Origin of the sequence: Rhizobium sp. P32RR-XVIII, assembly GCF_012641395.1 — a bacterium.
GTDB lineage: Bacteria > Pseudomonadota > Alphaproteobacteria > Rhizobiales > Rhizobiaceae > Rhizobium.
Map to the genome: position 1 here is coordinate 257,153 of NZ_JABAIH010000008.1, position 26,252 is coordinate 283,404.

General features: G+C 60.5%; 24 protein-coding genes. 9 read left to right on the top strand and 15 right to left on the bottom strand.

The window, feature by feature from the left end; genetic code table 11:
• Positions 1 to 10 precede the first annotated feature (10 nt).
• The 6 genes from HGP14_RS22680 (at position 11) to HGP14_RS22705 (ending at position 5,725) form a co-directional block, all read left to right on the top strand.
• Complete coding sequence (locus HGP14_RS22680; protein ID WP_168832141.1) at positions 11 to 1,036, top strand: sulfate ABC transporter substrate-binding protein; 1,026 nt, start codon at positions 11 to 13, stop codon at positions 1,034 to 1,036.
• Positions 1,037 to 1,042: 6 nt separating this feature from the next.
• Positions 1,043 to 1,900 (top strand): sulfate ABC transporter permease subunit CysT, encoded by an 858-nt coding sequence (gene cysT / locus HGP14_RS22685; RefSeq protein ID WP_168832142.1) that lies wholly within the window; start codon positions 1,043 to 1,045, stop codon positions 1,898 to 1,900.
• Positions 1,890 to 2,762: a sulfate ABC transporter permease subunit CysW gene (gene cysW / locus HGP14_RS22690; protein ID WP_168832143.1), complete on the top strand. Its 873-nt coding sequence runs from the start codon at positions 1,890 to 1,892 to the stop codon at positions 2,760 to 2,762. The genes cysT and cysW overlap by 11 nt, the downstream gene beginning before the upstream one ends.
• Positions 2,763 to 2,772: 10 nt before the next feature.
• Positions 2,773 to 3,816, top strand: a complete 1,044-nt coding sequence (locus tag HGP14_RS22695; RefSeq protein WP_168832144.1) for a sulfate/molybdate ABC transporter ATP-binding protein — start codon at positions 2,773 to 2,775, stop codon at positions 3,814 to 3,816.
• Positions 3,817 to 3,976: 160 nt separating this feature from the next.
• Complete coding sequence (locus tag HGP14_RS22700) at positions 3,977 to 4,639, top strand: peroxiredoxin (RefSeq protein ID WP_168832145.1); 663 nt, start codon at positions 3,977 to 3,979, stop codon at positions 4,637 to 4,639.
• Positions 4,640 to 4,687: 48 nt separating this feature from the next.
• On the top strand, positions 4,688 to 5,725 hold the full coding sequence (locus HGP14_RS22705) for an MBL fold metallo-hydrolase (protein ID WP_168832146.1): 1,038 nt from the start codon (positions 4,688 to 4,690) through the stop codon (positions 5,723 to 5,725).
• 22 nt (positions 5,726 to 5,747) lie between these two features.
• Here the strand turns inward: HGP14_RS22705 and HGP14_RS22710 are convergent, their stop codons facing one another.
• From HGP14_RS22710 to HGP14_RS22740, 7 genes are all read right to left on the bottom strand, one after another.
• A complete protein-coding gene (locus tag HGP14_RS22710; RefSeq protein ID WP_168832147.1) occupies positions 5,748 to 6,386 on the bottom strand; it encodes a class I SAM-dependent methyltransferase in 639 nt (212 codons plus the stop codon).
• A 70-nt stretch (positions 6,387 to 6,456) separates the two neighbouring features.
• Positions 6,457 to 7,515 carry an ABC transporter ATP-binding protein gene (locus HGP14_RS22715; protein ID WP_168832148.1) on the bottom strand — a complete coding sequence of 353 codons (1,059 nt, stop codon included), beginning with the start codon at positions 7,513 to 7,515 and terminating at the stop codon, positions 6,457 to 6,459.
• A gap of 4 nt (positions 7,516 to 7,519) precedes the next feature.
• The gene (locus HGP14_RS22720) at positions 7,520 to 8,350 is read right to left on the bottom strand and encodes a carbohydrate ABC transporter permease (RefSeq protein WP_168832149.1); all 831 of its coding nucleotides are present in this window, start codon (positions 8,348 to 8,350) and stop codon (positions 7,520 to 7,522) included.
• Positions 8,351 to 8,354: 4 nt separating this feature from the next.
• Positions 8,355 to 9,287: a carbohydrate ABC transporter permease gene (locus tag HGP14_RS22725; protein WP_168832150.1), complete on the bottom strand. Its 933-nt coding sequence runs from the start codon at positions 9,285 to 9,287 to the stop codon at positions 8,355 to 8,357.
• A 184-nt stretch (positions 9,288 to 9,471) separates the two neighbouring features.
• Entirely contained in the window at positions 9,472 to 10,731 is a 1,260-nt protein-coding gene (locus HGP14_RS22730; RefSeq protein WP_168832151.1) for a sugar ABC transporter substrate-binding protein, read from the bottom strand.
• Between the two features lie 37 nt (positions 10,732 to 10,768).
• On the bottom strand, positions 10,769 to 11,935 hold the full coding sequence (locus tag HGP14_RS22735; RefSeq protein ID WP_168832152.1) for a PLP-dependent transferase: 1,167 nt from the start codon (positions 11,933 to 11,935) through the stop codon (positions 10,769 to 10,771).
• A complete protein-coding gene (locus tag HGP14_RS22740; RefSeq protein ID WP_168832153.1) occupies positions 11,932 to 12,654 on the bottom strand; it encodes a FadR/GntR family transcriptional regulator in 723 nt (240 codons plus the stop codon). The genes HGP14_RS22735 and HGP14_RS22740 overlap by 4 nt, the downstream gene beginning before the upstream one ends.
• A 346-nt stretch (positions 12,655 to 13,000) precedes the next feature.
• Here HGP14_RS22740 and HGP14_RS22745 point away from each other — a divergent pair, with 346 nt between their 5' ends.
• Positions 13,001 to 13,984 (top strand): NADP-dependent oxidoreductase, encoded by a 984-nt coding sequence (locus HGP14_RS22745; RefSeq protein ID WP_246704536.1) that lies wholly within the window; start codon positions 13,001 to 13,003, stop codon positions 13,982 to 13,984.
• Between the two features lie 247 nt (positions 13,985 to 14,231).
• Here HGP14_RS22745 and HGP14_RS22750 read toward each other — a convergent pair whose 3' ends face one another.
• The 8 genes from HGP14_RS22750 to HGP14_RS22785 all read right to left on the bottom strand — a co-directional run bounded on the left by HGP14_RS22750 (position 14,232) and on the right by HGP14_RS22785 (position 24,103).
• Positions 14,232 to 15,347 carry an ABC transporter ATP-binding protein gene (locus tag HGP14_RS22750; RefSeq protein WP_168832154.1) on the bottom strand — a complete coding sequence of 372 codons (1,116 nt, stop codon included), beginning with the start codon at positions 15,345 to 15,347 and terminating at the stop codon, positions 14,232 to 14,234.
• Positions 15,348 to 15,370: 23 nt separating this feature from the next.
• On the bottom strand, positions 15,371 to 17,059 hold the full coding sequence (locus HGP14_RS22755) for an ABC transporter permease (RefSeq protein ID WP_168832155.1): 1,689 nt from the start codon (positions 17,057 to 17,059) through the stop codon (positions 15,371 to 15,373).
• Between the two features lie 106 nt (positions 17,060 to 17,165).
• Positions 17,166 to 18,260, bottom strand: a complete 1,095-nt coding sequence (locus HGP14_RS22760; RefSeq protein WP_168832156.1) for an ABC transporter substrate-binding protein — start codon at positions 18,258 to 18,260, stop codon at positions 17,166 to 17,168.
• Positions 18,226 to 20,394, bottom strand: a complete 2,169-nt coding sequence (locus tag HGP14_RS22765) for an acetate--CoA ligase family protein (protein ID WP_168832157.1) — start codon at positions 20,392 to 20,394, stop codon at positions 18,226 to 18,228. Before HGP14_RS22765 ends, HGP14_RS22760 begins: the two co-directional genes overlap by 35 nt.
• A 12-nt stretch (positions 20,395 to 20,406) precedes the next feature.
• Entirely contained in the window at positions 20,407 to 20,868 is a 462-nt protein-coding gene (locus tag HGP14_RS22770) for a Zn-ribbon domain-containing OB-fold protein (protein ID WP_168832158.1), read from the bottom strand.
• Positions 20,865 to 22,067 (bottom strand): thiolase family protein, encoded by a 1,203-nt coding sequence (locus tag HGP14_RS22775; RefSeq protein WP_168832159.1) that lies wholly within the window; start codon positions 22,065 to 22,067, stop codon positions 20,865 to 20,867. The genes HGP14_RS22770 and HGP14_RS22775 overlap by 4 nt, the downstream gene beginning before the upstream one ends.
• A 5-nt stretch (positions 22,068 to 22,072) precedes the next feature.
• Positions 22,073 to 23,197, bottom strand: coding sequence for a mandelate racemase/muconate lactonizing enzyme family protein (locus tag HGP14_RS22780; RefSeq protein WP_168832160.1), 1,125 nt, complete (start codon positions 23,195 to 23,197; stop codon positions 22,073 to 22,075).
• A 42-nt stretch (positions 23,198 to 23,239) separates the two neighbouring features.
• Entirely contained in the window at positions 23,240 to 24,103 is an 864-nt protein-coding gene (locus HGP14_RS22785; RefSeq protein ID WP_168832161.1) for an NAD(P)-dependent oxidoreductase, read from the bottom strand.
• A gap of 357 nt (positions 24,104 to 24,460) precedes the next feature.
• Between HGP14_RS22785 and HGP14_RS22790 the strand changes: the two genes are divergently transcribed.
• Entirely contained in the window at positions 24,461 to 25,420 is a 960-nt protein-coding gene (locus HGP14_RS22790) for a LysR family transcriptional regulator (RefSeq protein WP_168832162.1), read from the top strand.
• Between the two features lie 127 nt (positions 25,421 to 25,547).
• Positions 25,548 to 26,198, top strand: a complete 651-nt coding sequence (locus HGP14_RS22795) for a GntR family transcriptional regulator (RefSeq protein ID WP_312862166.1) — start codon at positions 25,548 to 25,550, stop codon at positions 26,196 to 26,198.
• Positions 26,199 to 26,252 lie beyond the last annotated feature (54 nt).

Sequence of the window (26,252 nt, forward strand, 5' to 3'; positions counted from 1 at the left end):
GGAGGTTCCCATGCAGTCAATTCGGATTACCCGGCTCCTCGCGGCCGCGGTCTTTGCGGGAAGCGTCGCAATCGGCGGCGCCGCCCCGGCTCTGGCCGATCAGACGCTTCTCAACGTGTCCTATGACCCAACGCGTGAACTCTACAAGGATTTCAACGCCGCGTTTGCCGCGAAGTGGCAGAAGGACACTGGCGAAACCCTTACGATCCAGACTTCGCATGGCGGTTCCGGGGCACAGGCCCGATCGGTCATCGATGGCCTTGAGGCCGATGTGGTGACGCTGGCGCTCGAGGGCGACATCGACGCCATCGCCAAGGCTACGGGAAAGATCCCCGCCGATTGGAAGACCAAGTTTCCGAATAGCTCCACGCCCTACACCTCCACGATCGTTTTCCTCGTTCGCAAGGGCAACCCCAAGGGCATCAAGGATTGGGGCGACCTGATCAAGGATGACGTTCAGGTCATCACGCCGAACCCGAAGACCTCGGGTGGCGCACGCTGGAACTTCCTCGCTGCCTGGGCATGGGCCAAGCAGGCAAACCGTGGTGATGACGCCAAGGCCCAGGAGTACGTATCGAAACTCCTGCAGCATGTTCCGGTTCTCGACACCGGCGCTCGCGGTGCAACGACGACCTTTGTCCAGCGCGGTCTGGGCGATGTTCTACTCGCCTGGGAGAACGAAGCCTATCTCTCGCTGGAGGAACTCGGTCCGGACCAGTTCGAAATCGTCACGCCGTCCTTTTCCATCCGCGCCGATCCGCCGGTCGCAGTCGTCGACGCCAACGCCGACAAGAAGGGCACGCGCAAGGTTGCCGAAGCCTATCTCAACTATCTCTACTCGGACGAAGGGCAGAAGATCGCTGCCAAGCATTTCTATCGCCCGACCAAGCCCGAAGCAGCCGACAAGGCGGACATTGCCCGCTTTAAGGACCTGAAGCTTGCAACCATCGATGACTTCGGCGGCTGGAAAGAAGCGCAGCCGAAATTCTTCGCGGATGGCGGCGTGTTTGACCAAATCTACAAGCCGGCCCAATAATATCGCATGAGAGCACATAGCCCCACGTGGTGGCGGTTCAGAAAGCCGAGCGTCATTCCAGGCTTTGGAATAACGCTCGGCCTTAGCTTGACCTGGCTCACCCTTCTGATCCTCATCCCGCTCTCGGGCCTCGCCTGGCGTTCGAGCGAACTGGGCTGGGAAAAGTTCCTGTCGATCGCTTTTGACCCGCGCACGCTGAACGCACTTCGCATCAGCTTCGGCGCCGCCTTTGTCGCGGCCTGCATCAATGCAGTTTTCGGCGTCATCCTTGCCTGGGTACTCGTGCGCTATCGCTTTCCCGGCAAGCGCCTGATCGATGCAATGGTCGATCTGCCGTTCGCGCTTCCGACCGCCGTCGCCGGCATCGCTTTGACGACGCTCTATGCCCCGAACGGCTGGGTCGGCCAGTTTCTGACGCCGCTCGGCGTCAAGATCGCCTTTACGCCGGCTGGTATCGTCGTCGCTCTTGTCTTTGTCGGGCTGCCCTTTGTCGTGCGTACCGTGCAGCCGGTGATGGAAGAGATCGACAAGGAGGTGGAAGAAGCGGCCGCGACCCTCGGAGCCAACCGCTTCCAGACGATCTTCCGCGTCCTGCTTCCCGGTCTCGCGCCTGCCGCGCTGACGGGTTTTTCGCTGGCTTTCGCCCGCGGCGTCGGCGAATACGGCTCGGTTATTTTCATCGCCGGCAACCTGCCGTTCAAATCGGAAATCGCACCGCTCCTGATCGTCATTAAGCTGGAAGAATACAACTATGCGGCAGCGACCGGCATTGCCGCGGTGATGCTGATCATCTCGTTCAGCATGCTGCTTGTCATCAATCTCATCCAGAGTTGGAGCCGGCGGAGGTATGGCGATGGCATTTGACACAATCGCTCGCTCGGCCAAGGTGCGCTCGGTTATCACCGAAACCAGGTTCGCCCGCTGGATGCTCATCGCCCTGTCCCTGGTCTTCCTGCTGCTCATGCTGTTACTGCCGCTGGCTGCGGTCTTCGTCGAGGCCTTCCGTAAGGGCGGGGGTGCGTTCTTCGAGGCGCTGCAAGATGCCGAAACACTCTCTGCCATCTGGCTGACACTCATCGTCGCCGGGATCAGCGTGCCGTTGAACCTCATCTTCGGGGTGACTGCAGCCTGGGCGATTGCCAAGTTCGAGTTCAAGGGCAAAGCCTTCTTGACGACGTTGATCGACCTACCCTTTTCCGTTTCACCGGTTATTTCGGGCCTCGTCTTCGTGCTGCTTTTCGGCGCAAACGCCTATCTCGGAAAGTGGCTCGATGCCAACGGAATCAAGATCCTTTTCGCTGTGCCGGGGCTTGTCCTTGCCACCATGTTCGTCACATTCCCGTTCGTCGCACGAGAGCTGATCCCGCTGATGCAGGAACAGGGGACGGCGAATGAGGAGGCGGCCCTTTCACTGGGTGCCAGCGGCTGGCAGACCTTCTGGCATGTCACGCTGCCGAATATCAAATGGGGGCTGCTCTACGGCGTTCTGCTCTGCAACGCCCGCGCCATGGGCGAATTCGGTGCCGTTTCCGTTGTATCCGGGCATATCCGCGGCCAGACGAATACCATGCCGCTGCAAGTGGAAATTCTCTACAACGAGTATAATTTCACCGGCGCCTTTGCCGTTGCGGCATTGCTGACCCTGCTTGCCCTTGTGACCCTTGTTTTGAAGACGCTGCTCGAACTGCGATACAGCGCAGAAATCTCCGCCAGCCGGCGGCACTGAAGGAAATAGAATGGAAGTTCGCGTCCAAAACTTGCGCAAGGAATTCGACCGCTTTCCGGCGTTGCATGATGTTTCATTGAATATCCGCTCCGGCGAACTGATCGCACTGCTCGGGCCGTCCGGCTCCGGCAAGACGACATTGCTGCGCCTGATTGCCGGCCTCGAAAGCCCGACCGAAGGCCTGATCTACTTCGGCGACGAAGATGCTTCGAAGAAGACCGTGCAGCAGCGCAATATCGGCTTCGTGTTCCAGCACTACGCCCTCTTCCGCTACATGACGGTTCTCGACAACATTGGTTTCGGGCTCAAGGTGCGCGATGCCGCACGCCGCCCGTCGAAGGCCGAGATCCGCAGCCGCGCACTGGAACTGCTCGATCTCGTGCAGCTTTCCGGCCTCGAGAAACGCTACCCGGCCCAGCTCTCGGGCGGCCAGCGCCAGCGCGTCGCGCTCGCTCGCGCGCTGGCGGTGGAGCCGAACGTACTGCTTCTCGACGAGCCCTTCGGGGCGCTGGATGCGCAAGTCCGCAAGGATCTCCGTAAGTGGCTTCGCGAAATCCATGACCGCACCGGCCATACGACGGTCTTCGTCACGCACGACCAGGACGAGGCGATGGAGCTTGCCGACCGCGTCGTCGTCATGAGCCAGGGCGCGATCGAGCAGGTCGGCACGCCGGACCAGGTCTACGACAATCCGAATTCGCCCTTCGTCTTCGGTTTCGTCGGTCAGTCGAACTGTCTGAAAGTGCGCGTCGCTGGGGGCGACATCTGGTTCGAAGACCGCCCGCTCGGCCTGAAGGTCGAGAACGAGCCGGAGGGCGATGCGCAGCTCTATTTCCGCCCGCACGATATCGAACTGCGTGACGGCTGCGGTGGCTGCATTGCCGGCCTGCTGGTCTCCAGCCGCCGCGTGGCCGGAACCCGGCATATCGAGGTCGACATCGGCAAGGGCCATCCTTCGATCGAGCTGGAACTGCCGCCCGCGCAGGTCGACAGTCTCGACCGCAACCGGATCGCGTTCCGTCCGACCCGCTGGAAGCTGTTCAGGAGCGCGTGACGCACGCCTGAAGGGTGACTGGCTGGAAGTGCAAGCATCATTGCGGAAGCGTTCGGGAGCGTTGGTTCCGCCATTGATTTCGCGTTGCCTAAATTAGCAAAATGTAGAATAAACGTACGAAACAACGTTTTGGCAACCAGATGCCAGGTGGGAGGGGGCTATGTCTCTCGCGATCAACGATACCGCACCCGATTTTGAGGCAGCAACGACGGAAGGCAGGATCCGGTTTCACGACTGGATCGGCAATTCGTGGGCAGTCCTGTTTTCGCACCCCAAGGATTTCACGCCGGTGTGCACCACAGAGCTGGGCTACATGGCGAAGATCAAGCCCGAATTCGACAGGCGTGGGGTAAAGATCATCGGCCTGTCGGTTGATCCGCTCGACCGTCATTCCGGCTGGGCAGACGACATCAAGGAGACACAGGGCATCGCCCCGAACTTCCCGATGATCGCCGACACCGATTATAATGTGTCGAAGCTCTATGGCATGCTGCCTGCGGCGGTCTCGGGCGATCCGACCCAGCGCACCCCGGCCGACAATCAGACCGTGCGCAACGTCTTAGTCGTTGGCCCGGACAAGAAGATCAAGTTGATACTCGTCTATCCGATGACGACCGGCCGTAATTTCGATGAAGTCCTGCGTGTGATCGACTCGCTGCAGCTGACCGCCAAGCACCGGGTGGCGACTCCGGTGAACTGGAAGCAGGGCGAGGACGTGATCATCGCCGGTTCGGTGAGCGACGACGAAGCCAGAACGATATATCCTAACGGATGGAACTCGCCGAAGCCCTATATCCGGATCGTTCCGCAGCCGGAAAGCTGATAAGGACATCCGGGAACCCGCGAAACAATTTGTGAAAGGGAGGTGCCGATGATCTTCCGCCAGCTCTTCGACAGCGTGTCCGGCACCTACACCTACCTCATTGCCAGCCGGCAGGGCGGTGAGGCACTCATCATCGATCCCGTACTCGAGAAGGTCGACCGCTACCTCAAGCTCGTCGAGGAGCTTGATCTCAAACTGGTCAAAGCCGTGGACACCCACTTGCACGCCGACCATATTACCGGGTTGGGTGCGCTGCGTGACCGCACCCACTGCATCACGGTGATGGGCGAGCAGACGCTTGCCGATGTCGTCTCCATGCGCGTGGCCGAGGGCGACCGAGTCGCGATCGAGGGACTAAGTCTCGATGTACTCTATACGCCAGGCCATACGGACGATTCCTATTCTTTTCTCATGAATGGCCGCGTGTTCACGGGCGACACGCTGCTCATTCGCGGAACGGGCCGCACGGATTTCCAGAATGGCAACCCGCGCCAGCAATATGACTCCATCTTCAACAAGCTCCTCAAATTGCCGGACGAAACGCTCGTCTATCCGGCGCACGACTACAAGGGCGACACCGTTTCCACCATCGGCGAGGAGAAGCTCTTCAATCCGCGCCTGCTGGTCAGCTCCGTGGACGAGTATGTCGACCTCATGAACAACCTGCACCTTCCCAACCCGAAGATGATGGATGTGGCTGTGCCGGCCAACGTTCATATCGGCCTGCATCAGGACGAAATCGCGCGAAGAGGCTGGGCGGTTTCCGCAACCGAGGCGCTGGCGCTACACGGTCGCCCCGACATTGCAATCATCGACCTCCGCGAGAGGGCAGAACGGGAAAAACACGGAACTATCCCTGGCTCTATCCACGCCCCCTATCCGGATTTACAGGAAAACATCAGCCTCGGCGGCATGCTGCACGAACTGGCAGCCGCGACCGGCAAGCGGATCGTCTTTTACTGCGCCTTCGGCGAGCGCTCGGCGATGGCCGTGCAGGCCGCCCAGGACGCCGGCTTGACGAGCGCCTGTCACATCGAGGGCGGCATCGACGCCTGGAAAAAGGCAGACGGACCGCTGATCCGGTAAGCGGCGATCCTGACCCTTGGAGCTACGGAAGCAAGTCCGCGTTAGCAACCTTCTCGAACGTGCTGAACTGAAACTTCTGCACCGCCCCCCATGGGGTTATGTGTTCGTGCTGCTGCGTCCTGACGAGCTTGAACTGTCTGCCGAGGACCGCCTGAAGGCTTTCGGCATCGTGACGGGCGACCGGCAAGCCGCTGCACTTCTCCGGGCCGTCGAGTGCAAAGGTGCCAATCACGGCCTTGCTGCCGTCTTTCAGAACCCGAGACAGCACGCGAACATAGGCCTGCTGATCCGCCTCCGATGTCAGGAAATGAAAGGCGGCGCGGTCATGCCAGAAATCATACTGGCGGTCGGGCGTCCAGGCGGTCACATCCGAGACGATCCAGTGCACCCGTTCGGCGTCCGCCAGCCGCGACTTTGCCGTTTCGAGAGCTGCGGCTGAGAGGTCGAGGACGCTCACATGAGCCTGCCCGACGGCCTCCAGAGCATCAACCAGCCGCGACGCGCCGCCCCCGATGTCGATGACCGACATTTCCGGCGTCAGCCCGGCCTCGCGCATCAGGGCGAGCGACAATTCCGGCGCGGCCTCATACCAACTCACCTCGGTCGCTGCCTTGGTGGTGTAGACATTCTCCCAATGCGCCTGGCGGTCGGTCGCATTCATGAAATCACCTCGGCTCAGCAAGCAAGTTTACCACGGGCGAACTGCGGATCACCGACGCTTCCTGATGAAATCACCCGGCCCTGTTCCCTTCGCCATCGAATACATGCAGGTTCTGGGCCGGGAAGGAAACACTGACCCGAGGCCCCGCGGTCAACGCCTCGCGGTTCAGTGTGAAGACCTTGAACGGCAGGCCGTGCAACGAGAGATGCAGGATGATGCCGAAGCCTGTCGGTTCGACGAGTTCGACATCGGCGCTCATGCCGGTACCATTCGAAGACATGACCACATGTTCCGGCCGGATGCCGAGCGTTACCTTTGATCCATTGGCGACCGACAAGGGCGCGGTAAGCGGGACCACCGTGCCGTCCTTCAGCTTCACGGCGCCTGCTTCATAAGTAGCCTCGAGGAAGTTCATGCCCGGCGACCCGATAAAGCCGGCGACGAAGAGATTGGCGGGGCGATCGTAAAGCTCCAGAGGACTGCCGACCTGCTGGACCACGCCGCCATGCATCGCGACAATCCGGTCTGCCAGCGTCATCGCTTCGATCTGGTCGTGGGTGACGTAAATCGAAGTCGCCTTCAGGTCGCCATGCAGTTTCTTGATTTCCGCGCGCATCTGCTCGCGCAGGCGAGCATCGAGGTTCGAGAGCGGTTCGTCGAAAAGGAACGCCTTCGGCTGGCGCACGATCGCGCGGCCCATGGCGACACGCTGGCGCTGGCCGCCCGATAGCGCTTTCGGCCGGCGTTCGAGCAATGGATCGAGACCGAGCTTCGAGGCCGCATTCGCGACGGCACTTGCGATCTTTTCCTTCGCCGTCTTCCGAAGCTTCAGGCTGTAGCTCATGTTGCCGGCGACGTTCATGTGCGGATAGAGCGCGTAGGATTGGAACACCATGGCGATGTCGCGATCCTTCGGGTGCAACTCGTTGACCCGGTTGCCGGCAATGCGGATTTCACCGCCGGTGACGTCCTCCAGTCCCGCAATCATGCGCAGCAACGTCGATTTCCCGCAGCCGGAAGGGCCGACGAGCACCACGAACTCGCCGTCCTTGATGCGCAGGTCGACGTCATGCAGCACCTGCACGTGGCCGTAGGCTTTCTTGATGTTCTTAACATCGATCGATGCCATGTGATTACCCTTTGACCGCGCCGGCCGTCAGGCCCTGGACGAGATACCGCTGGATGAGCAGGAAGAAGAGGCCGGCGGGAATGAGCGCCAAGCAGCCCGCTGCCATCATCTGCCCGAAATCCACGGAGAATTTCGAAACGAAGGTGAGCAGCCCCACCGGGAAGGTTGCTGCGTCATTGCCGTTGATCAGCATGAGCGCGAAGAGCAACTCGCTCCATGCCGCCGTGAAAACGAAACCGAGTGTCGCCGCAATCCCGGGCAGCGTCAGCGGCAGGATGATCTGCCGGAAGGCGGTGAATTGTGTCGCTCCGTCGATCATCGCCGCCTCTTCCAGATCCTTCGGAATGCCGTCGAAGAAGGATTGCATCAGAAAGGTCGCGAAGGGCACGTTGAATGCCGTGTAAACGACGACGAGGCCGGTCAGGCTGTTCGTCAGGTGCAAGGGCGAGAGGATCTTGAAGATCGGTGCAACGAGCATGACCAGCGGAAACATCTGCGTCAGCAGCATCAGTGCCACGATCCAGTACTTCGCCCGGAAATTGAAGCGCGATAGCGCGTAACCTGACAGCGAGGCGCAGAACGTCACCGCAATCGCGGTCGAGGCCGACACGATCAGGCTGTTCTTGAAGAAGGTCGGGAATGCGCTGTGCTGAAGCACGAAGGCATAATGGTCCCATGTCGTACGCGAGGGCCACATGCGCACACCTTCGGTGTAGAGCAGATCGTTCGGCGTCACCGAGACCTTCAGCAGCCAGAACAGCGGAAAGAGCGCGAAGGCAATGTAGCAGAGGAGTGCCAGCCGATGCGCGATGGTTGGAATGATGGATCGTCTCATGGCCTCAATCCTTCAGCAGGGTCTGCCGCAGCAGGATGATCAGCATCGAATAGGCGAGCAGCAGCGCGAGCAGCACCAGAGCGATCGCCGAGGCGTAACCGAAATCGAGCGCTCTGAACGCCTGGGTGAAGATGTAGCTGGCGACGATCTGCGTCCGGTCCGCCGGTCCACCGCCGGTCATGACGACGATCAGGTCGGCAAAATTCGAAACCCAGACGGTGCGCAGCAACACGGTGATGGCAATCGTCGGCGCTAGAAACGGAAGCGTGATCGAGCCGAAGCGCTGGAACCAGCCGGCTCCATCGATCGAGGCCGCCTCGTAGAGATCGCGCGGGATCGCCTGAAGGGCGGCGAGCAGCGTGATCGCGAAGAACGGGATGCCCCACCAAACATTGGCGATGATCGGCCCCCACATTGCGTAGTGCGGATCGGAGAGGATATTGCCCGGCTCGCTCATCAGGCCAAGGCCGAAGAGCCAGTGCGGGATCGGGCCGATCACCGGATTGAAGAGCCATGCCCAGTTGAGGCCAGCCAGAAAGGACGGAACCGCCCAGGGCAAGAAGACTAGCGCCTGCACGATGCCTCTGCCCCAGAACGGCTTGTCGAGCAGCAGCGCCAGGATGAGCCCGAAGACGAACTGCAGGATGACCGAAGCCCCGGTCCACCAGAGCGTATTCCTGAGAGCGCCGTAAAAGGCCGCGTCCTTCGAAAGCACGCGGAAATGCTCAAGCCCGATGAACCCGCCAGAAAACGGGTTCAGGAGCTGGATATCGCGAAACGCATAGGAAATCCCCACCACCAACGGCACAAGCATCACCGCGATGATCAGGATCAGCGAGGGGGCGCTGTAGAGATAGGGTTCCGAGGCATCGGCAAGGCGCTTCAGCCACGGCCTGCGGTCGTGACGCCCATCCAGCGTTTCGGCGGTCATGGTCATCGGTGGTCGGCTTTCGTGTTTTGACTATAGGGGCCCTAAGGAGGTGCCACCCCCTCATCCGCCTGCCGGCACCTTCTCCCCGGCGGGGAGAAGGGATTGTGCCGCGGCGCCTCCGTGCCTTCTCCCCTGGGGGAGAAGGTGGCCCGAAGGGCCGGATGAGGGGGCTGCTTCCTCTGCGTCCGCTTTACTTCTTGGCCAGGAACTTCTGCTGCGCCTTCGTCAGGTAATCGGCCCACTGGTCGGCAAGATCCTTCGGCGAGATGTCGCCGAGCAGCGCCTGCTGCGAGGTCTTGATCGCCAGAGAATCCTTGAAGAAGGCGAATTCTTCGAGGTAGGTCGGCATCACCGTCGGAACTGTGTTCTTGTCGGCGAGTTCCTGGAACCAGCCCTTGAACTGATCCCCTGCATAGAAGGGATCCTTCTCCGCAGCCGTATAAGCCGGCAGTGCGCCAATCTTCTTGTTCCACTCGAGGTTGCCTTCCGGGCCTTCAAGCGTCGCGATCAGCTTCCAGGAAAGGTCCTTGTTTTGGCTCGTCGTGAACATCGACCAGCCGCCGTAACCGATGGTCGGGAAGGACTTGCCGTCCGGTCCCTTCGGCAGCGGGGCTACGCCGAAGTCTTCCTTCTTCATGCGGTCGGCAATGGCGATCAGCGCATCCGGATCCTGATCTAGGAAGGCGCAGGTGCCGGAATAGAAGCCGGCGACCACTTCGTTGAAGCCCCAGTTGACGCTGTCCTTCGGCGCATAGCCCTTCTTGTAGAGGTCGACCATCCACTCGATGCCCTTCGCCCAGCCTTCGCTGTTCATGGTCGAGGTGCCGTCATCCTTGAAGTACTTGTTGTCGCCAGCCATCGACGCGGCGAAAATCATCCAGCCGTTCAGACCGCCCGGGCCGCCGCGCATGCAGTAGCCGTACTTGCCGGGGATCTTGGAGACAGCCTCGGAAGCCTTCGTGAATTCTTCCAGCGTCTTCGGCGGTTCGGCAACACCTGCCTCCTGCAGGAGCTTCTTGTTGTAGAACATGGCGCGCAGATAGAAGCCATATGGCAGCATGTAGGCGGTGTTCTTCACGTCACGGCCGAGTTCGAGCGCCCGCGGCGTCAGCTCCTTCGTGTGCTCCCACTTTTCCAGATAAGGCTCGAGACTCTCGAGCATGCCGTTGTTGCCATAAAGCGACAGCCAGGTGTCGGGCATTTCCATTACGTCCGGCACATCGCCGGCCGAAACCATCGTCGCGAATTTCTGAAACGCTTCGTTCCACGGCAGTGAAATGATCTCGACCTTCGTACCGGGATTTGCCGCCTCGAACTTGCCGACGATCGACTTCAGCGTCTCGGTGCGTTCTGGGCTGGTGATCACCTCGACGAGCTTGAGCGTCGTATCGGCAAAGGCGGTGCCCGCCATCATCGTGGCGAAGAGGGTTGCGGTTATCAGTCTTTTCATGCTCGGTTCCCCTTTTTGGTGTCCTCTCGGTTGAAGATTATGAAGCGGCGGCAATCGCCTCTTCGATGTCCCTCCACAGCGCCTCGGTTCCTTCGAGGCCCACATGGAGGCGTACGGACCGCGGATTGATGCCGAAGGCATGCGCGGAATTCGGCTGCGCTTTCTGCTGAAGCACAACCTCGCCCGGTACGATCAGGCTTTCATGTCCACCCCAGCTCACGCCCAGTTTGAAGAGCTTGAGGTGATCGGCGAAGGTACGCACGTCAACGCCTTCGCGGAAGATGAAGGAGAAGAGGCCCGACGTGCCGTTGAGGCCTGCGGGCAGACGGTTGGTAAGGCCCGGATGGCAGACCTGCTCCACCACATCCAGCGCCTGCAGACGCTGAGCAATCGTCATCGCCGCTGCCTCATGCGCCTTCATGCGGATCGGAAGGGTGCGCAGCCCGCGGATCAGAAGCCATGCATCGAAAGGCGAAAGCTTGCCGCCGAGATAAGGATAGGCTTCGGCCTTCAGCCGGGCGATCATCTCTTTCGAGCCGGCAACCACCCCGGCGACGACGTCGCTGTGACCGCCGAGATACTTCGATGCCGAATGGATGACGAGATCGACGCCAAGCGTTATGGGGCGCTGGAAGACGGGGCTCGCCCAGCTGTTGTCGATCATGGTAACGACGCCATGCCGCTTGGCAAGCGCCGCAAGCGCGCCGACATCATGAGCTTCCATCACCCAGCTCGTCGGGCTTTCCATGTAGAAGACCTTGGCACCCGGCAGCGCCCTGGCAACCGCCTCCTCGTCACGGCCGTCGACATAGGTCACCTCGACCTTCATCCGCTTCAGGATCGTGCCGAACAGCCGGAAGGCATCGGGATAGACGTGCTTGACCGCGACGATCCGGTCGCCCGGCTCGACGAAGCTCAACACCGCCGATGAGATCGCCGCCATGCCGCTTGCAAAGCCGAGCGCGTCTTCCGCACCTTCGAGCTTTGCCAGCATCTCCTCGAACATGCGCACCGTCGGGTTGAGCCCGCGCGTATAGATCGGCCGTACTTTTTCGCCGCGATAAGAGGCGATCATGTCGTCGTAATCGGAGAAGGTGAAAAGCGATGCCTGAAAAATTGGCGGAACCACCGCTTCGGCGAAGTTGCCTTCGTCATGCGCGGTGATCAGCGAAGCGAGTTCGAACGGTTCGAGGCCGTCAGTCATCTGGACATTTCCTTGATGTCTTCCTCGACAACGTCGAGGATCTTTAATGTTTCGCGCCGCGCCGCTTCAGTGTCCTGGGCAGCGATGGCGTTGAAAAGCGTGCGGTGAAACGGGAAGGACCGGCGGGCAAAATCCTGCCGGTCGAACGGATGGCTCCAGAAGCGCATGAAGGTTTCACGCATCTGTTCCAGAAGCTGTCCGAACAGCGGGTTATGGGTCGCGTCATATACGGCCATGTGGAAAGCAAGATCTTCCGGACCAGAGGCGCCTTTCGCGTGATGAACGCGCTCCATCTCGCCGAGTTTTTCCTCGATAATGATGAGGTCTTTCGCCGTCCGCTTGCGGGCCGCGACCATGGCCGCCTCGCATTCGATCCCGCGCCGAACCTCCAGCGTCTGCAGCAAGGCATCGCGCAGATTGGCACCCTCGAAGGAAAGCGGCACGTGGATGGTTGCCGCCGAAACGGGCTTCAGCAAATAGGTGCCGCTTCCTTTGCGGGATTCGATGACGCCAAGCGCCTGAAAGTGGCGGATTGCTTCGCGAATGGTCGAGCGCCCGACGGCGAGCGCGGCCATCAGCTCGCGCTCCGCCGGCAGCTTGTCGCCGGCCTGCAATTTCGCGTCCTCGACATAGTGGGCGAGCGCGTCGGTGACCTGGCGCGCGCGATCTATCGCCGGAAGCGGCCTGATCAACGGCCTGTCGCTGACATTTGCCTTCATACTCTTCCAATTCCCCTCCGGCAGACCCAGAATTGGTCTGACATCTTAGCATTTCGGAAAGATTGGAAACCGTCAAGGCCAGTTTGCCAGTCAGTAGCGATGCACTTTAGAATCTTCCTGACTGCCCGCTGATCGAACCAGATGCGCCTTAGCTCCGCCCTTCCGCTTTTCCCAGGCAGGCTGTGGCGCTTTGCCATAATAGGTGGCCATCAGCTCACTAGGGGACGTCGCCATCGAACGTCCGCGTGCGCGTCATGGATGCCCTGACGATGCGGTTCTTCATCGACGGCGGCATGAGCAACCTCTAAGATCGATGCATCGATCGCGAAAGAAGGGAGTCATCCAAATGAACCCCACCGAGGATAGCAAGAACATCGAGAGATCTTCTGATGCGGTGATGACCGCATATACCGTGCACGAGTTCGGGCCGCCGAAGATCATCCGCGCGGAGGTGCTCGAAAAGCCCGTGCCGGGTCAAAACGAGATTCTCATCAAGGTCTTCGCGGCCGGTGTCGGCCCTTGGGACGGCTGGATTCGATCGGGCAAGAGCGCATTGCCGCAGCCCCTGCCCCTCACCTTAGGATCGGATCTTTCCGGCGTGGTCGAAGCCGTCGGGCCAAACGTCACCAGCCTAAGATCGGGCGACGCTGTCTACGGCGTCACCAATCCGCGTTTCATTGGTGCCTACGCCGAATATGCCATTGCGGCGGCAGGAATGGTCGCGCGGAAGCCAACGACAATCGACCATGTCGAGGCTGCATCCGTTCCAGTGATTGCCGTCACGGCACACCAGGCTCTGTTCCAGCATGGCAAGCTCAAGGCAGGCGATAGCGTGCTGATCCACGGCGCAGCAGGCAGCGTCGGTGCCTACGCCCTGCAGTTCGCCCGGAAGGCCAATCTGAACGTCATAGCGACGGCGGCCAGCGACGATGTGGACCGTGTGAAGGAGCTAGGCGCCGACAAGGTCTTCGATTACAAGCGGGAACGTTTTGAGGACAGCGTCAGCAATGTGGACGCCGTCATCGATCTGGTCGGGGGCGACACTCAGACCAGATCCTTTGGTGTGCTGAAGCGCGGCGGCAAGCTGGTTTCGGCCGTTTCTCAACCTGATCAGGAACTTGCAAAGTCTGCCGGCGTCGAGGCGTTCTTCTTCCTTGTCGCCGTCAACACTGCGGACCTCGTCGACATCGCGGCTGCGATCGATAAGGGAGAACTCCGTCAGAACATCGGCTTGGTCCTTCCCCTCTCGGAGGCCGTTGCAGCGCATGAGATGCTCGAGGGCCAACGCCCCCGCCCAAAGGGAAAGATCGTTCTCAAGGTTCGCGACTGAATTAGACGCCGGGCGGCTAAACACCCGCATGGAGCCTTCGGACGAGTACGGTAGCGGCGACGGCGATCGATGGACGTTGCCTCCTCCTCTCGAAATGGGCTTCGACCGGGGTCAGGACGACATCCGACCGTTGCCGCCGCCGGCCAGCGAAGCAGTATCCGCGGCATCAGCCTGCGGAACAACATGACAATGGCCGCTGGAGGGATCCTTTGATTTGCGTGATATTCCCGCGGCCGAAGTGTCCGACCTAGCTACAAATCGCAATCACCTTATTTTCCGGGAACGACGCGCGCACCCTGTCACCGCGGTTCAGGCTGATCGAGGGATGCGTGCGAGCGATGATATTGAGACCGCCGTTGATATCGATCGAATATTCAGCGACCTCCCCGAGGAAGACCTTGTTGCGCACGAGACCGTCGATGCAGTTGGGCATGGCATCTGCGGGCGCTCCTTCGGCTGTATGGAGCTGAATGTTTTCCGGACGGATGACGAAGGAGATCTGGTTGCCAGCCGGCATGCCTGAAGAAAACATGCATCTTATCGAACCGATCGACGTATCGACGGGCGCGATATCGCCTGCCCTCACCCGGCTCGCGAGCCTGCCTCTCAGGAGGTTGGTCCTGCCAATGAAATTTGCGACAAATTCCGATCGTGGCCTGTCATAGATGTCGAACGGCGTACCCATCTGTGCGATCATGCCGTTGTTGAGCACCGCGACGCGGTCGGACAGCGCCATCGCCTCGCTCTGGTCGTGGGTCACGTAGATTGTCGTCACGCCCCATTCACTCTGTAGCCGCTTGATTTCGGCGCGCATCTGTTCGCGAAGCAGCGCATCGAGATTGCTGAGCGGTTCGTCGAGCAGGAGGAGCTTCGGCTCGCGCACCAGTGCGCGGGCAAGTGCCAGACGCTGCTGTTGACCACCGGACAGCTTCGTCGCTGATCGATTGCGATATTCCGCCAAGCCGACCATTTCGAGCGACCGCATGACCCGAGTTTCGATGTCCTCGCGCGAAACATGGCCATTGCGCCGCGTCCGCAGAGGATAGGCCGCATTTTCGAAGACGTTCATATGCGGCCAGATCGCATAGGACTGGAAGACCATGCCGATATCGCGTTCATACATCGGCAGCTGTATGTCCGAACGGCTGTCGAAGAGGTCGCGGCCGTCGAGCTGGATCTGCCCGCTTTCCGGATGTTCGAGGCCGGCGATCGAGCGCAGCGTCGTCGTCTTGCCGCAGCCGGACGGGCCAAGAAGGGTGAATAGCTCGCCTTCCTTGACGTCGAAGCTGACATTCGACACGCCGCCTTTCCGTTCCCCAGTTTCGTTGATGTACTGCTTTACGAGATTGGCAACTCTGAGCATGATTCCACCTCCCTGGAATTGGCTTAAGCGGCGACGATGCGATAGCGGCGCGCCACCAGATAGAAACATCCGCTGACGCAGGTCATCAGAGCGACCCAGACGGTGCCCATGGCGGCGAGCTCCGTCACTTGGCCGTTCTGCCAGAGATCGAACAGGCTGACGGCGACGAGGGAGCTTCCCGGCCCGACCAGCAGTAGCGGCAGGGACATCGCCCGTACGGCCAGCAGGAAAACGAACAGCCAGCAGCTGATCATCGAGGCGGACAGCAGCGGGAAGACGATCTTGATGAAAGTCCGCATCTGCGGCGCGCCGGAGGCTGTCGAGGCTTCCTCAAGGTCCGAATGGATCTGCAATACGCCTGCATAGGCATAACGCATTCCATAAGGCAGGTAAGCGACTGTGGATGCCAGGATGACCGAGGTTAGCGTGCCGTAGAACGGAAAGGGCAGGTTGACGAAAACCTGCAGGAAGGCGACGCCCATGACGATCGAGGGAAAGGTCAGCGGCGCGGTGGCAAGCTGGTCGAGAACCCAGGCGGCTGGCTTGCGCCGGGCCGCCAGCCAGGCGCAGAGAGCTGTAAAGGGAACGACGATGCTTGCGGTGACGACCCCAAGGCTCAGCGTATTGATAAGGGTCGAGCGCACAAGTCCGGGGCCGACGACGGTCGTGTAGTTTTTCAGCGTCCAATGCGAAAAGCTCGCCAGCGTGAAGGCGCCAAAGAAGGGCTTGAACGAGGCGAAGACGATGATGGCAAGCGGCAGGCCGATGACGAGGAGCAGGATGGCGACGAGCAGAAGCGTGCTGATATACCGGCTGCGGCCGAGATGAATGACGCGCGGCCGATAGCCCTTGCCCGTAATTGTCTGGTAGCGATGCGCATGCCGGGACAGCCGTCCGTAGAAATAGAGAAGGCAGGCGAGGAAGGCGAAGAGACAGACTGAATAGGCGCCTGCCTGTCCGAAATTCGGCGGCGTCGTTGCCCGCGAACTCTGGTAGATGCTCGTGGTCAAAACTTCGATATTGCCTGCCAGGCCGACGATCGCCGGCACCTCGAAGGATTCGAAGGCGCGGATGAAGCTGAGGAGCAACAGTGCCAATACGCCGGGCATGCCCATTCTAAGCGTAATCTTCCAGAAGGTCGCGACCGGCCCGGCGCCGCTCATCATCGATGCTTCCTCGAAGGCGGCATCCGTGGAGCGCAGGATCGCCGACATCATCAGGAATGTCAGCGGCACGAAGCCGACACCTTCGATGAGGATCATGCCCGGCAGGGAATAGACGTCGAAGACCGGTGCGGAGGCGCCAAAAATTGCCTTCAGGATCTGGTTGAAGGGGCCCGACTTGCCGAGGATCAGCAGCCAGGCGACCGTATAGAGCACATGCGGAATGGCAAGCGAGATGACGGCGCCGAGAAAGGCATATTTGCGGCCGGGCGTATCGGTCCGCTCCACGATGATCGCAAGAACGGTACCAAGCACGATACCGACGACCGCCGAACCGAGTGAATAGATCGCCGTATGCAGCAGGCTGCGCAGAAAATACGGGTTCTGGACGAGATCGGCAAAGAACTGGAAAGTGAACTGATCAAATGAACCGTCGAAATTCGTCGTATAGAAACTGGAGGCGACCAGATAGGCGGCCGGCGGAACGATGACGATGAGCAGAATGGCAGCAAGGATCAATACAACGGGCGAGAAGGTGATCTTCTTCATTGTCGGCATCGTTGCTGCAGTGAGTTGGAGCGTTTTCATATCGCCTTGAACTTTCTCGATTATTGCCGGTCACGGAGGTCGCCACACGGGTGGCGGCCTCCTCGGATTATCGGAAATATTTCTGATAGAGTTCGTCGGATCGAACGCCGTCGTTAACGAGCGTTTCCGGGCGGACGAGGTTTTCGTCAAAGCCGGCCGCATGCGGCACGATCGCCTGCAGCATCTTGGACGGCAGCACCTTCGGATGGGCCGGGAAATAATCCGCACCGAGCAGGATCTTCTGGCCGTCTTCCGACAGCAGGAAGTCGGTGAAGAGCGCCGCGCCATAGGGGTGGCGGATATTCTTCGGTATCAAAAGAGTTGCCGTCGTCGAGGCAACCGGGCTCATCAGCTGCGATGCCACCGGTGCGCCGTCGGCGGCACTGATCAGCGGATGGTGACAGAAGATGTTGAGCGCCATCGCATATTCGCCAGCAATCACGCGATCGACCAGCGTGCGGGCACTGCCGGCGCCGAAGTTGACGATCTTCTCGCCGGAAAGCTTCTTCAGATAATCTTCCGCCTTGTCCTCGCCCCAGGCAGACCGAAGATTGGTGATGAAGAGCGGCGTGCCGCTTTCACTACCGATGCGCCAGGCGATCTGGCCCTTCCATTTCGGATTGAGCAGATCGTCATAGCTCTTCGGCACGTCTTCGGCCTTCACCATGTCGGTGTTGTAGGCCATGCAGTAGTAGCTGACACGCGTTGCGGCCCAGAGGTGATCGGGGTCGCGGTAGGATTCTGGATATTGCTCCAGCATGGGCGAGCTGAAGGTCTGAACGACATTCGCCTTGATGAGATTTTCGCTGACGCTCGTGCCTTCGACCACGTCGACCACCACGTTCTTGGCCCGCTCTTCGGCAAGGACGCGTTGCGCGATGTCTTCCGAGTCACCGCGCCAATAAGTGAGCGTAACAGACGGATATCTCTTCATGAAGGCATCGGCAAGCGGCTGCAGCGCCTGATCGACGATCATCGCCGAATAGACGACGAGCTCGCCTTCCTTTGCGGCACCGTCGGCCAGGATTTTTTCGCGGTCAGCCCCGGTATAGTGCAGAATTTCCTCCTGCGTTTGCGCCCATACCGGCGTTGCCAATCCCGCCGCGAGCGGGAGAACTGCAAGGACACTAACTAAATGCGTAATGCGACTCCGTCTGTTCATTATATTCCTCCCACGGACCTCTAGTGATGATGAGGGCGTCCGCTATCTTCACGCCCTTCCCCCGGCTGCGAACGAAAACGGGATTGAGATCGATCGCTTCGAACTGGCCGTCGGTTGCGGCCACGAAGTTCGAGAATGCGACAAGACAATCGATCAGGGCATCTCTGTCGAGCGGGGGAGCACCGCGGAAACCGTCAAGCTGGACGGCAACCTTGAGCCTGGCAACCATTTCCATTGCCTGGTGGCGTGTAAGCGGAGCTAGACCGACGCTCGCATCCTTGAACACCTCGACCATCACACCGCCGCCTCCTACGACGACAAGAGGGCCGAACTGCTCGTCATACGTCATCCCGATAATGAACTCCGCGCCTTCATCAACCATTTCCTGCACGAGGATACCGTCGATGGCAGCGTCCGGACAGGCGGTTCTGGCACTCTTCAAGATCTTGGCTGACATAATTTCTGCATCCTCGGCGGTGGCGCCGAGATGGACGCCGCCGACATCCGATTTATGCGGGATGTCGCGCGACTGAACCTTGAGGGCGACCGGACCGCCAATCTTCTCGGCCAGCATCTTTGCTTCCGCGATCGTCGCTGCGAGATATTCGCGCGTGACCGGAAGGCCGGCTTTGCCAAGGATCTCCTTGCTGTCGGCTTCGCTCAAAACGCCACGTGTGCTTGTCTTGCCGACTGTGCTGGCGATTTTCGGCGGGCTCTCTGTAATGGGCACGCTGCTGCGGAAGGTAGCGTAATCCGTGAGGTGGCGGATGGCGCGCAGGCCGAGCTCGACATCTTCCACCAACGGCAGACCTTGTGCGCTCGCATAGCCGCGCCAATGCCCGGTCAGGCTGTTCGAGATGAAGGAGAGCACGAGCAGCGGCTTGCCGGCCGTCCTGGCCATATCGGCCATCCGGCCAACGAGCTTGTCATGATTTTCGGCGCCTTCCATTCGCATGCCGAGCACAAGGCCGATGACGTCGATCTCCGCATTGTCGAGCAGCGCGCCGACAACGCCTTCGATCGCGCCGTCACGGCACAGCCGCGGCATGCCGACCGTATCGAGAGGATTTCCAAAATGGCGCGAGACGCCGAGTGCCTCGCCGACCCGCCGGCTCGTCTCATCGTCGATCCGGCCGAAATTCACGCCTGCGCGCTCCGCAAGATCGCTGATCAGCGAGGTGGCCCCACCAGAGACGGTGAGCAAGCAGACGCGATCTCCCTTCGGCAAAGGTGCCGTTGCTAGAAGCGCAGCTGTCTCCACCAGCTCATCGAGGCTCATCACCGAGGCGACGCCGTTTGCGCAAAACAGGGCTTCATAGGCTTCGTGCTTGCCAGCAAGCGTGCCGGTATGCGCGAAGGTTGCCGCCTGCCCGGCAGCGCTCTTTCCGAGCTTCAGGATGACCAGGGGTTTGATCCTGGAGGCCCGGTCCACAGCGGCACGGAAGCGCCGTCCATCCTTGGCGCCTTCCATGATGCAGGCGATGACGCTGGTCTTCGGATCGTCGGCCAGGAAGTCGATATAATCCGCAAGATCGAGCACCGCCTGGTTGCCGATCGAAATCAGATAATTCATTCCAATGCCGCGATTGGCGCTGAGCTCGGCGACGGCGTTGAGTAGGCCGCCGCTCTGGGAGACAAGCGATATCCCGCCCGCGCCCAGCTTTTCGGGAATATCCGCCATCGTCGTTGCAAAGCCATGGCCGAGGCTGGCAATCCCCATGCAGTTCGGCCCGGCAACCGCCATGCCCGAGGCCTTGGCGATCGCGACGAGGCGTTCCTGCCGCGCCTTGCCTTCAGCAGTGCCGTCATCGGCAAAGCCTTCGGAAACGATGAGAGCCGCGCGGATGCCGATCGATGCGGCCTCCTCCACGACGGGGAGCACGCCCTCCGCCGGAATGGAAATGACGATGCAATCGGGGGTGGCGGGCAGCACGTCGAGATTCGGCACGCACGGAACGCCCGCAATTTCGGCGGCATTGGCGTTGACCGGCCAGATCTTGCCCCCGAACCCGGAGCGAAGCAGCGAATTCAGCATCTTGGTGCCGGCGCCGCCTTTCGCGGACACGCCGACAAAAGCGACGGAACGAGGCGCAAGCAGGCTGCTGGTCGGAAGGGAATGGCTCTGGCCGATCATCGTCGCTCTTTCCTATTCACTCACGATACGGAACTTCGGAAGCGTGAAGCCTTGCGCCGGATGGTCTTCATAAACGACCTCCACAGTCTGCCCGACATCGTGTATGTCGGTCGGCAGATTGTCGCCCAGGAGCTGGGAGCTGATCAGCGGCCCTTCGTCGAGTTCGATCAGAGCATAGGTATAGGGAATTTCCTCTTTGAAGCCCGGGTGGAAAGCCCAGTGATGGATGTTGAAAGCAAAGACCTTGCCGCGCCCGGACGCCTCAGTCCATTCACAGTTTGCGGCGAAGGGCTCGTTATCGTGGTTTTGGCAGTAGGCCTTCGGCCAGTAAACTGCGCCGCACTGCTTGCATTTCCAGACGAGCAGCTTGTGCTCTTTCAGGCCATCCCAGAAGGGTTCGTTGTCATGGTCGATGCTCGGATAGGGCTTCTTCCATTCCAGATCGACGGTAAAGGATTCCGGCTTGACGTTCATGCGTGCCTCCCGAGCAGCGTGCAGGTGTGGATTGAGCACATGCCGGGCGAAACAAGCTCGCCGCCATGTCCGGTGGTCATGACGATGTCGCAGTCGTCGATCTGGCGCGCGCCGGCTTCGCCGCGAAGCTGCCGGACGGCCTCGGCAAGGCCTGTCAGATCGCCGAGATGGTAGCAGGAGAGCAGGCCGCCGCTCGTATTGACAGGGATCGAACCGCCCGGCGCCATATGACCGTCAGCGACGAAGGCGCCGCCCTCGCCCTTCTTGCACCAGCCGTAATCTTCCAGCTGGAAGAGCACCTCCGCCGTGAAGCAGTCATAGAGCTGCGCGCAATCGATATCCGCGAGCGTAATGTCGGCCTGGCCGAAGGCCTGTTTCTTTGCCGGTTCGACAGCCATATGGGTGAAGTTCTTCTTCTCCCACCACAAGTCGGCGGAGACTTCGCCGAAGCCCTGGCCAAGCACATAGACAGGAGCCTTGGCGCAATCCCTGGCGCGGTCGGCGGTCGTCAGAATGAAGGAGATGCCGCCGTCCGACACCTGGCTCAAGTCGAGCAGGTGATAGGGTTCCGCGACCAGCGGAGAGTTCTGGTGATCCTCGATCGTAATCGGACGGCCATACATCTTGGCCTCCGGATTCATGCAGGCCCATTGGCGTTCGGCGACGGAAATGGCACCGAGCTGGGCGCTTGTCGTTCCGTAGACGGCCATGTGGCGGGCGGCCATCCAGCTATGATGGCTGACGGCGCGGGAATCGCCGAGCGGCTTGCCCCAGTAGCCACGCTTTTCGGTATGTGCCATGCCGCGGAACCCCTTCTTGCGGGTCTCCTGCGATTGCGACCAGTCGGTCACCGCGCCTGTCAGCACGACATAATCGGCAATGCCGCGGTCGAGATAGGACATGGCCGCCGCCATGCCGAGACCGGCCAGCGCACCGCCGCGCCCGCAGGTGAAATAGAAGTTGTTCTTGATACCGAGCACGCGGGTGAACGCATCGGAGTAGCTGGCCCGGTCCCCGCCGCCGCCAGTGCGCCTCAGATCGATCGCGCCGCCGATATCGGCCCTCGTCAGCCCTGCGTCGGCGATCGCCAGCCTCGTTGCTTCGGCCGCGATCATGCGCTCGGAATGATCCGGTTGCTGGCCAGCTACGACGCCGAGACCGACGATCGCGTATTTCCCGGAAGATGCGTGTTTTCCCACCTCAGTCATCCTTTCGTCATCATCAATGCTTCGGAATTTTCTCTCGCCGCGGCTTCGGCGCGACCAGTATTGATCTTGCGGACGCCGCTTCCCGGACCGGGCGGCAGCCGCAATACGCCTTTCTCGACGGAGAGGCCGGTGAAGGGATCGCCGAGCAATCTTTCGAATTCGCCGAGCTCGCAGGCATAGTCGGCGCCGGGCATGGCGCAGGCGAGATGAATGGCGAAGGAGGAAAGCAGCCTGCTGCCGACGGCCGCTCCCATGCGGTAGCGGATGCCGGCCTGCTCGCAGAGTGCGGCTGCCGCCAGCGTATTGCGGATGCCGCCGAGCTTCGGGATCTTCAGACTGACGGCATCAACGCGCCGGTTGCTGACCAGCTCGTAGATTTCGGCGAGAGAGCCTGCCGCTTCGTCGGCCTCGACGGCAATGGGAACCATCTTGGTCACGAGCGACAGGCCCTCGACATCCCCGGCAGGAACGGGCTGTTCGACGAGTTCGATCCCGTGATCGACCATCTGGAGGATGGCGCGTACCGCATCCTTCGGGGAATAGGATTGATTGGCATCGATGGTCAGATGCACGGTAGGCCCGACCTCGGCCCGGATCGCGGCGACACGCGCGACATCTTCCTCGACCTCTCCGTGCACCTTGATCTTCAGGTAGCGATAGCCTTCGTCGACCAGGCGCCGCGCCTGGACGGCCATCTGCTCCGGCGTTTTGATGGCGAGGATGCGCAAAATCGGCACCTCGTTTCTGATCTTGCCGCCAAGCAGGGTGATGAGTGGGATGCCGAGACCGCGTGCAAGAAGGTCATGCAAGGCGCAATCGACGGCCGCCTTGGCCTGTGGTGCACCGCGCAGCCGCCTGTCGAGGTGCTGCATGATCGCGGCGATCTCGTCGGCGCGGCTGCCGATCACCAAGGACCGAAAATGGTTGAGTTCGGCGACCAGCGTCGACTGGATCGATCCCATATGCGCCGTCGCCGAGGCATAACCGAAGCCCTCTGCATCAGCCGTGGCGATGCGCAGGACGACCCCTTCCGTATTCGGATTGGCGCCGAGTGCGAATTTCCACTCCGGATCCTCCTTCTTCAGGATCACCGGCTCGATATCGAATGCTGTGATTTCCATGGAGAATGCTCTCGCTGCAGGTGGTTTCGGCAGAGCGGAATGTCAGGCTGCCCCGGCCTGGCGGTTGATGGGAGCCACGCGTCGCCCGAGATAACTTGCCTCTGCCCCGTAGAGCAGGTCGCGCACGTCCGTTGCGGAAAGCAGCTTGATCAGTTGGTCCGTCTGACCGCTGAGCGGCAACACCAGCCCGCCGGCCTGAGCAAGGTCGAGGACAACGTCCATGTCCTTCTCCTGCCAGGTGAAGCGGGTTCCGTCCCAGCGCTCCAGGGTATTGTTATAACCAGGGCTCTTCAGCAGGACTTCGCGCATACGCTGGGCATCGACGCCATAGCGCTTGGCAAGCAGCAGGGCTTCGTAATTTCCGATGCAATGGATCCAGTGCAGCAGGTTGTTGCAGGCCTTAGCGAGCTGGCCGGAGCCAAGCTCGCCGACATGCAGCACATCGCGGCTGTAGCTCATCAGCACCGGGCGGGCCATCTCGACGTCCTCATCGCGGCCGCCGCAAAGCGACAGAAGCGTACCCTCGCGGGCGCCGTCGAGACCGTAGACAACAGGAGCATCAATGAGGCGGACGCCATATCCGTCGCAATACTTGCCGAGTTCATGCATGGTGCCCGGATTGTTGGTCGCAGCAATCGTAATTACCGATCCCTTCTTGACGAGCGGGGCAAGCTCCTTCGTGACGCTGCGTGACTGGTCGTCGGTCGCAACGACTGCAACGAAGACATCGGCCATCGTCGCAAGATCGGCAAGATTCCTGGCCGACGTTATGCCCGCGGCCGAAGCTGCGTCGAGACATTCCGCATTGAGATCATAGGCCGCAACGGCAAAACCGGCCTTCAATACATGCGAGGCCATGGCGAGCCCCATCGCACCGACGCCTACGAATCCAACCCTGACCGACATCGCAATCCTCCCATCGCCCGCAACAGGCCAGCCGATATCGTCGGAGACAGCGCAAGCGCCTCCTGTGGCCAACCATGATCAGGCAAATAAAAAAATGAAACCGGATACTCTCCGGGAAAGCTCCTCCTTGACCGAGGCTGAGATCCCTTAACGCCGTCTCCTCACGGCATTGAAGAATGCTCGTCCCAAAAGGGCCTTTGCTTCGGCCTCCCCTTGCGGAACCTACTCCTTGACCGCCGGGAATGATGAAAGACTGCGATCCCGAAGTTCTAAAATCAAGAAGAATGATTTGATAGCGTTCAAGCTAAAAGTTATAACTCGGCGGCTGTCAAATCCGGTTTCTCAGGGAGGTGAAATATGGATCTGCGTTCCGTCAGCCGTTTTCTCGCAGTCGCGGAACTGGGCAGCCTCAACAAGGCTGCACAACGCCTGAACCTGTCCCAGCCGGCACTGTCGAAAAGCATCCAGATGCTGGAATATGCGCTTGGTGTGCCTCTGCTCGACCGCGGGCCACGCGGGATCACCCTCACCTCATTCGGAGAGACGGTCTTCGACCATGCGCGGCGCATTGCAGCGGAGACCCGCAAGATGGAGAGCGATATCGAGGCGATCCGGACGCTCGGATCCGGCGAGATCAATGTCGGGGCACCGCTTGGCCCAGATAGCCGCACGCTTGCCTTCGCCATTCTGCGCCTTGTGACCGAAGCGCGGTGCATCACCGTCAACATTGCCAACGGCACCCGCAGCGACCTGATTCGGCCCCTTTTGCTCGGCGATCTCGATTTCCTGATCGCGACGCTCTTCGATGCGGAAGACCTGCCGCGCGACATCGAGCAGCGCGAGCTTTATCTCGATTCGATGATCCTCGCGGTCCGCGCCGGTCATCCCCTGCTCGACGGCCATTCGGTCGAAGTCAGCGAATTGGCCCAGTATCCCTGGGTGGTCCTTACCGGCAACCGCGACCTCGAAGGCGCCTTGCGCAACCTCGTCGGTGCCGACTTCAACCGGTCGCTGCTTAGGAGCGGTTCGCCGATGTTCGTCAAGAATGTGCTGCAGAGAAGCGAGTTTATCGGCTTGGTGCGCCAGGATGCAATTCGCCTGGAACTGAAGACCGGCTCGCTTGTCGAAGTGGACCTGTCGAACCATCTCGACATTCACAAGCTCGTTCCGCCGCAAAAAGTAGGCCTGATCTTCCGATCGGACGTATCGATCCCCGTGGCAAGCCAGGCTCTGATCAAGGAGATCATCGCGGCGACGCGCAGCGGCACTGATGATTTTGCGCCGACGTCGTCGGTTTGGTCAGTGCCTGAAAGCTGATCTCAACGTCCTGCGGTGCCAGTTTGACCTCCGGAACGCCTTGCGTGGCCCTTGGATAGTCCGGCTTTCGTAAAATCGTTAGCCCCTGTAATAAGATTTGCCACTCTTCGACCCGCGGAAAAGAATCGTGACAAGAATCGACAGCCAATCCGTCTCACGCAGTCAGAACACGTATCAAGCCATCCTGACGGCAATACGCGAAGGCATTTATCGGCCGGGCACCGCGTTGCGCGAGGAAGAGGTGGCCGCCCGTCTTGGGGTAAGCCGCACGCCGGTACGCGAAGCGCTCGGTAGATTGCAGGAAAAGGGTTTGCTTGAGGCTGCTCCCGGTCGAGGCGTTGCAGTCGCCGTGCTCTCCATGCCGCAAATCTTCGAGCTCTACGCCATCCGCGAGGCCTTGGAGGGGATTGTCGCACGCTACGCCGCGCATCATGCGACAGAAGCGGAAATTGCCAATCTTGAGCGCATCAATCGCGAATTCTCCGAAGCCGCCGGTGATGCGCGCAGAGCGGCCCAGCTCAACCGGGAATTTCACGCCCGCCTCTACGAGGCTGCCCGCAATCGCTATCTTCGTCAGGTTGTCGAAGACCTCCAGGAAAATATCGCGCTGCTTCCAGATACGACGTTTACCGTCGAGGGTCGCACCGCGACCGCTGCCCGCGAGCACAATGCGATCATCATGGCGATGCGCAAACGCGATGGCGAGGGAGCGAGCGCACTTGCGGCAGAACACATTCAGGAAGCCCTGAAGGTCAGGCTCACCATCTCCCCCGGCTGACATCACCAAACCCGACGAACGCGTCGGATTTGACAAGCGCCAAATCATGCCGTA